We start from the raw sequence: 5,993 nt of genomic DNA, 5'->3' as shown, positions 1-5,993 counted from the left end.
AGCTCGGAGGATGGGATGGCTATCCCAAGTCCAAGCCGCCAGGCCCTATTACCTTCCGCCACGGCCTTCAGTACTTCCAATCCATCGCACGTGGCTGGAGCCTACGAGATGTGTGAATCTCCTAGACGAAGTGGGGAGAGGTGGCTCGGCGAAGCCGAGACGGAGAGGGGAGCGCCCTACGAAGGCCCCTCTCCGTCCGCTTCGCGGACACCTCTCCCCGCCGGTGGCGGGGCGAGGAACCCAGGCCCTGAAACGCTGGCGGGACAGCGCCCCCTCCGTCCTGCCGGACATCTCCCCCACGAGGGGGCAGATCAGCAGTTCCGGCGCCTCCGCTTCCTCTCGAAGGGGAAGTCAGCGCTTCACCACCACATGCGGCGCGAATGTCTTCACCGCGTCCACCAGGTCCTGCCCCCTCGCATCCAGCGAGGAGATCTCCATATGCACGATGTTCCGCCCGAAAGGCATCAGGCCGAAGGCGTTGGCGGAAGAATAGCGGATCGCGTCGGGCGGCTCCTCGGTGAGCTCGAAATTGAGCATCGCCGCGCCCTTGCCACCGGCGGCAAGCCGCACGCTGCGCACCTTGCTCCACGGCACCAGCACGTCGCCCGCGCGGATATCGCGAAAACCCTGGCTGTTCAGCACCACCTTGACGGAAGTGTCGAAAGCGCCGCGCGCTATTGATGCGCCGAGCCCGAGGCAGGCGGCGCCGAGCAGCGCGATCCACAGCACATGCCCGCCATCCGCGCCCGAGGCCACGCCCTGCAGCGCGCCGAAGCCGAAAATGCCGCCGATCAGGAACGGCCCGAGCGCCGGAAGGATCTTTCCCGACGGGCTGTTGCGGAGTTCGAGCGGCGCGGCCATGGCCTTGGCACTCAACGCTCCGCTCTCAGAAGAGTCCAGATCCAGCCGATAAAGGTCAGCACCAGGAACGGATAGCCGAGCGCCGGCAGCGGCGACGAGGTGGGCAAAAGCGGTGCCCCCCACAGGATCATCAGCACCGAGAAAGCGAAGAGCACGGCGGCGACGAAAGCCGTGAGCCGCATCCAGAGCGCGAAAGCGGCCTGCGCGCTGACCATGACCAGCCCCGCCGCCAAGAGCAATTCCAGGAAAAGTGCGCAGCGGTTTTCCGTCCGGAATTGCGGACAAACAGAAACAGCGCAATGCCGCCGGCATAGGAAGGCACGGAAGCCTGCAGCCCCGCCGCATTGCCGGCCAGAAGCGGGCTCTCGCCGGCAAGGAAAGTGAGGAAGCCGGCCGCGACGAGGTCATTGCCGAGCCGCTGGTATTTCATGGTGAGCAGCGCCGCCGCCACGACGACGCCCACACCGTCGATGGTCCACAACGTCTCGCGCAGCGCATCGCTGGCGACAAAGGTGCCCGCCATGCCTAACGCGCCGCCGATGGCGAGGCCGATCGCGGCGACGGTGTCAGAGGTGGAGCGTATGCGATGTCTCCCCAAGCCGGGGAGAGGATACGCCGATGTGGGGTAGGATCAAAGGTGTCGCGACTACCGAAATTCGCCCCTGGTCTGTGCCAATATCCCAGACAGAGCTATACCTGCCGTCAACGCTCGACTTCCACTCTTATTCCCATATTGACTTGGGCAATATTCGGTGCCCTTAGTATTAGCCGATTTTCTAATGGGCGGGGGTGGGCAAATGGCTTGGGACGACGGTTTAACTCGTAGATCGCCTGCACACGGGATTGCGGCGGATGAAGGCTCACGGATTCGAACCATAGCCGGCCCAGGGACGGGAAAATCCTTCTCGATGCGTCGGCGTGTTGCTAGGCTCATTGAGACTGGGATTGAACCCAGCCGCATCCTCGCGGTGACATTCACTCGGATTGCCGCAGAGGATATCCGGCGAGAGTTAAACGGCCTTGAAATAGAGGGGGCGCAGGAAATTTCCGCCAGGACGCTCCACAGCCTTGCGATGCGGATTTTGAGAAAGCAACAGGTAATCGACGCACTCGGTCGGGTTACGCGGCCACTGTTCGGGTTTGAGACTGAGCCACTACTTTTCGATCTCGACAATGGCCAATTTGGTAACAAGCGAGCCCGTCATGACCGCATGCAGGCCTATGAGGCCGCGTTTGCTCGATCTCAAGATGAAGATCCAATCGACTCGGCCACCGGCATTGATCGGCACTTCCGCCGAGCACTTGTTTCGTGGATGACGTTTCATAAATGTATGCTTCTCGGTGAGGTTATACCTTTTCTTTACATATACCTTCGGGATAATCCGGCTTCACCGGAGTTTGATGACTACGACCACGTATTGGTGGATGAATATCAGGATTTGAACAAAGTTGAGCAATCCGTAATAGAACTTCTTTCACGAGAATCTGACGTGATAATCGTCGGAGACGATAACCAGTCAATATATAGTTTTAAGCATGCCCATCCCGCAGGGATCATAGAGTGGGAGGAAGGCAACCAAGAGCGATCTGATCATGAGTTGACAACGTGCTTCCGGTGCCCCGAACGGGTAGTGGCCATGGCTAACAGCCTTATAGCCAACAATCCGCATGGAGATGATCACCCACTACGGGTGCGCACAGAGAATGGCGAAGGGATGGTTCGAATTCTGCAGTTCGTTGGAATTGCCGAAGAGGCCGACGGAATAACCGCCGACATCGTTGCCAAGATTGGGCAGGGTGAGGATCCCGGAAACATCATAGTTCTTACGCCGCGAAAGCGACTTGGACTCGAGATCTCAAATCGGCTCCGAGAAGCTGGGATAGGTTGTCGAGACTACTTGTCCGAGAGTGAGCTTGAAAGCCAAGAAGTCACTGAGCGCCTCGCGCTACTGATGGTGGCGTGCGATCGGGATGATCGACCTGCCCTTCGTTGGCTTCTCGGTTACCCAAGTGCGGACTATCGAAAGGGGCAGTACCAAAGGCTACGAGAACTCTGCGAGGAGAACGACGCGTCCCCGTGGGAGATGATGGAGAGGGTGGTTGCAGGAGAGGTGGCTTTGCCAGCTTCTCGAACACTTCGGGAGAGATTTTCGGAAATAAGGCGGACAGTTGAGCGACTGTCAGAGCTGGACAGCGCCGAAGATGTCTTGGATGAACTCTTCCCGCCGAATGACGACCAATTTCGGCGCATCCGAGAGCTTTTTGAAGGAGACGTTGACGAAGATACTCAACTATCCGAGGTGCGTCGGCTTGTACTTGAAAAGATGTATGAACCTAATTTTCCAGAAGATGTTGACTACGTCCGGATCATGACGCTGTACGGAAGTAAGGGGCTGGGTAGCAACGTTGTATACATTACCAGTCTCGTCGATGGGCTCCTGCCTCGCTTCGCTGACGACGGAGACGATGCAGCCACTAGACGACGCAAACTAGAGGAACAAAGGAGACTGTTCTATGTTGCCCTGACTCGGGTTAAAGCCGATGTGGCGAATGGAAAGCCTGGTGAATTGTGCCTATCCAGTTTTAGACAATTTGAATGGGCAGAGGCGCACAATATGAACAATGGCAATGTAAATGCTCGTGCCAGTAGATTTCTTTCCGAACTCGGTCCTCGAGCTCCTCGCCCGGTCCGCGCGAACTAGTCCGCGTTGGCGGTATACGCATGCCTAGTCGGTGCTACGAGTAGTGATCGCTCCGTTGCTGAAGGCGCATCCTACTGGCATTTCGCACGCGATCTCGCCGCTATGTTGATCTTCAATCCCCCATCTTCAGCGCCTGGATAAACGCCTCCTGCGGGATATCCACCTTGCCGAACTGGCGCATCCGCTTCTTGCCCTCTTTCTGCTTGTCGAGCAGCTTGCGCTTGCGGGTCACGTCGCCGCCGTAGCATTTGGCGGTGACGTCCTTGCGCAGCGCCGAGACGGTCTCGCGGGCGATGATGCGGCCGCCGATGGCGGCCTGGATCGGGATCTTGAAGAGGTGCTGCGGGATCAGCTCCTTCAGCTTCTCGCACATCTGCCGGCCGCGCTTTTCCGCCGCCGAGCGGTGCACCAGCATGGAGAGCGCGTCGACCGGCTCGTCATTGACCAGGATCGACATCTTCACCAGGTCGCCCTCGCGATAGTCGGTCAAATGATAGTCGAAGGAGGCGTAGCCCTTGGAGATCGATTTTAGGCGATCATAAAAATCGAAGACGACCTCGTTGAGCGGCAAATCGTAGGTCAGCATGGCGCGCTTGCCGACATAGGAGAGATCGGCCTGGATGCCGCGCCTGTCCTGGCAAAGCTTCAGGATGCCGCCGAGATAATCGTCCGGCGTCAGGATGGTGGCGCGGATCCACGGCTCCTCGATCGAGGCGATCTTGACCACGTCGGGCATGTCGGCCGGGTTATGCAGCTCCTTCACCGTGCCGTCGATGAGGTTCATGCGGTAGACGACGGAAGGCGCGGTCGCGATGAGGTCGAGGTTGAACTCGCGCTCAAGCCGTTCCTGGATGATTTCGAGGTGCAGCAGCCCGAGGAAGCCGCAGCGGAAGCCGAAGCCGAGCGCGGCCGAGGTTTCCATCTCGTATGAGAAGGAGGCGTCGTTGAGGCGCAGCTTGCCGACGGCGGCGCGCAGGTCCTCGAAATCGGCGGCGTCGACCGGGAACAGGCCGCAGAACACCACCGGCTGCGCCGGCTTGAAACCGGGCAGGGCCTTTTGCGTCGGGCGGCGGTCCTCGGTGATGGTGTCGCCGACGCGGGTGTCGGCCACTTCCTTGATCGAGCCGGTGAAGAAGCCGAACTCGCCGGGGCCGAGCTCGTCGACATTGACGCGGGCCGGCTTGAACACGCCGGTACGCTCGACGAGATACTTGGCGCCCGTGCCCATCATGCGGATGGTCTGGCCCTTCTTCATCACGCCGTCGATGATGCGCACCAGCACGATGACGCCGAGATAGGCGTCGTACCAAGAGTCGACCAGCATGGCTTTCAGCGGCGCGTTGATGTCGCCCTCGCGCGGCGGCGGCAGCTGGTGGACGATCGCCTCCAGCACGTCCGGCACTCCCAAACCGGTCTTGGCCGAGATCAGCACGGCGTTGGAGGCGTCGAGGCCGATCACCTCCTCCACCTGCTCGCGGATGCGCTCCGGCTCGGCCGCCGGCAGGTCGACCTTGTTCAGCACCACGACGATCTCGTGGTTGTTGTCGATGGCCTGGTAGACATTGGCCAGCGTCTGCGCCTCGACGCCTTGCGAAGCGTCGACCACCAGCAGCGAGCCCTCGCAGGCGGCCAGCGAACGCGACACCTCATAGGCGAAGTCGACATGCCCGGGCGTGTCGATGAGGTTCAGCACATAGTCCTCGCCGTTCTTGGCGCGGTAGTTCAGCCGAACGGTCTGGGCCTTGATGGTGATGCCGCGCTCGCGCTCGATATCCATCGAGTCCAGCACTTGCTCCTTCATGTCGCGCTCCTCCAGCGCGCCGGTGAGCTGGATCAGCCGGTCGGCAAGCGTGGATTTGCCATGGTCGATATGGGCGACGATGGAGAAATTGCGGATGTGGTCGAGCGGCGTCGTCATGCCGCGCGCTTTAGCAGGGGCGCGGTTGAGGGGCAAGCGGCGGGGGGTTAGCCGATCTCCCCCCTTGCGGGGGAGATGGCCGGCAGGCCAGAGGGGGGGTGTGACGGATCGCGGCGTAGATGCCATGTTCTCGAGCTTCTCAACCTGGGCGGTTGTTCACGCTTGAGTGCTCGCGTTGGATGAAATGTCGGCGGGACAGCACCCCCCTCTGCCCTGCCGGGCATCTCCCCCGCAAGGGGGGAGATCGGCTGTACTTCACGCCCCGCTCACGAAATATTCAAAACCGCTTAAATATTCATGCACCGCTTTGGCGCATGCTTCGCACCCGACCAACTTGCTGCCCAAGACGACGAAGGCCCTGAAATGTCCCGTTCCGCCCGAAAGTTCAGCCTGGCCGCGGTGGCCAAGACGGCGATGCGATTTCTCGCCCGCCGCGATGGCTCGATGATGCCGATGATGGTGCTGCTGACGATCCCGCTGGTGGCGGCGGTGGGCTTTTCGGTCGACTACAC

At 60.5% G+C, this 5,993-nt stretch carries 5 protein-coding genes; 2 read left to right on the top strand and 3 right to left on the bottom strand.

Features of this window, described 5'->3' with window-relative positions; translation table 11 throughout:
* Positions 1–351: 351 nt before the first annotated feature.
* Together EOD07_RS18985 and EOD07_RS38575 are read right to left on the bottom strand one after the other, a co-directional pair.
* Positions 352–876 carry a hypothetical protein gene (locus EOD07_RS18985; protein WP_127236562.1) on the bottom strand — a complete coding sequence of 175 codons (525 nt, stop codon included), beginning with the start codon at positions 874–876 and terminating at the stop codon, positions 352–354.
* On the bottom strand, positions 873–1,094 hold the full coding sequence (locus tag EOD07_RS38575; protein WP_245470272.1) for a hypothetical protein: 222 nt from the start codon (positions 1,092–1,094) through the stop codon (positions 873–875). Before EOD07_RS38575 ends, EOD07_RS18985 begins: the two co-directional genes overlap by 4 nt.
* Positions 1,095–1,111: 17 nt before the next feature.
* On the opposite strand from EOD07_RS38575, the gene EOD07_RS38570 reads away from it, so the two are divergent.
* A complete protein-coding gene (locus EOD07_RS38570; RefSeq protein ID WP_245470270.1) occupies positions 1,112–1,390 on the top strand; it encodes a hypothetical protein in 279 nt (92 codons plus the stop codon).
* A 250-nt stretch (positions 1,391–1,640) separates the two neighbouring features.
* Positions 1,641–3,563 carry an ATP-dependent helicase gene (locus tag EOD07_RS18975; RefSeq protein ID WP_127236561.1) on the top strand — a complete coding sequence of 641 codons (1,923 nt, stop codon included), beginning with the start codon at positions 1,641–1,643 and terminating at the stop codon, positions 3,561–3,563.
* A gap of 112 nt (positions 3,564–3,675) precedes the next feature.
* On the opposite strand, the gene lepA is transcribed toward EOD07_RS18975, so the two are convergent.
* Complete coding sequence (gene lepA / locus EOD07_RS18970; protein ID WP_127236560.1) at positions 3,676–5,481, bottom strand: translation elongation factor 4; 1,806 nt, start codon at positions 5,479–5,481, stop codon at positions 3,676–3,678.
* Positions 5,482–5,993: the final 512 nt, after the last annotated feature.

The sequence above is a fragment of the Mesorhizobium sp. M2C.T.Ca.TU.002.02.1.1 genome, from assembly GCF_003997225.1.
The sequence above is the reverse complement of the archived record's forward strand: the minus strand, read 5'-3'. Positions and strand labels throughout refer to the sequence as shown.

Excerpts from the sequence above, each read along its gene's own strand:
- EOD07_RS18975 (WP_127236561.1), top strand. The coding sequence starts at position 1,641 with ATGGGCGGGGGTGGGCAAATGGCTTGGGACGACGGTTTAACTCGTAGA.
- lepA (WP_127236560.1), bottom strand. The coding sequence starts at position 5,481 with ATGACGACGCCGCTCGACCACATCCGCAATTTCTCCATCGTCGCCCAT.